The following is a 683-nucleotide window of genomic DNA, read 5'->3' on the forward strand; positions in this document are numbered from 1 at the left end:
ATCCCTTGCCTGTTGTTTTTTACAGAAAAGGCTGTATTCCTCCCATTTACACCTGAGCGCATTATTTTTTACCCACAAAAACTAAAGCTCCTTTTAGGTTTGGTGATCCGGCGGAGCTCTTTGTCTGGCATAAGTTTCAACCAGGCGTAATTCGCCATTGCAATGTTTGCATTGCAAAAGCGACCGTTCGCCAAAACGCAATAGCAACACCTCGGAACGTGTCGGTTTAAGGGCTCGGTGCTTTACATTTAAATCGTCCCTAAGGCTTTGGAGGCATTTTGTTTTGTTGCGTGCGCTCAGGAACCCCAGGTGCCTTATGCGTCGAAAGTACGGGGGCACGATATGTTCCAGAAAACGTTTCAGAAACTCGACGCCGGTAACCGTTTGGGTTTCCTGGCGGTAGTTTTCTTTCCGGTTGCACCATTTAAAGGTAACATGGGTATCGGTTACCTTTAAAATACGCGCATTTGAAATAGCCACACGGTGCGAATATCTGCCCAGGTATTCTATAATAGACTGTGGGGAGCCGAAAGCCCTTTTAGCGTAAACCACCCAAGGTTTCGGAATCAGGTCGCGGGGGACTGTTTTGTTGATTTTGCCATCCTGCTTTAGTTTACGAAGCTTACCGGCAAAACTGGCACTAAACTTATCCGACATCTGCCTGACATCGAACAAAAAATCGC

Annotated in this window: 1 protein-coding gene; it reads right to left on the bottom strand. The window is 46.6% G+C overall.

What is annotated here, in order from left to right; genetic code table 11:
* Positions 1-93 precede the first annotated feature (93 nt).
* On the bottom strand, positions 94-683 hold a 590-nt coding region (locus ACRD64_RS25235), incomplete at its 5' end, for an IS91 family transposase (RefSeq protein WP_430937418.1).

It is taken from the genome of Saccharicrinis sp. 156, assembly GCF_050589685.1.
GTDB lineage: Bacteria > Bacteroidota > Bacteroidia > Bacteroidales > Marinilabiliaceae > Saccharicrinis.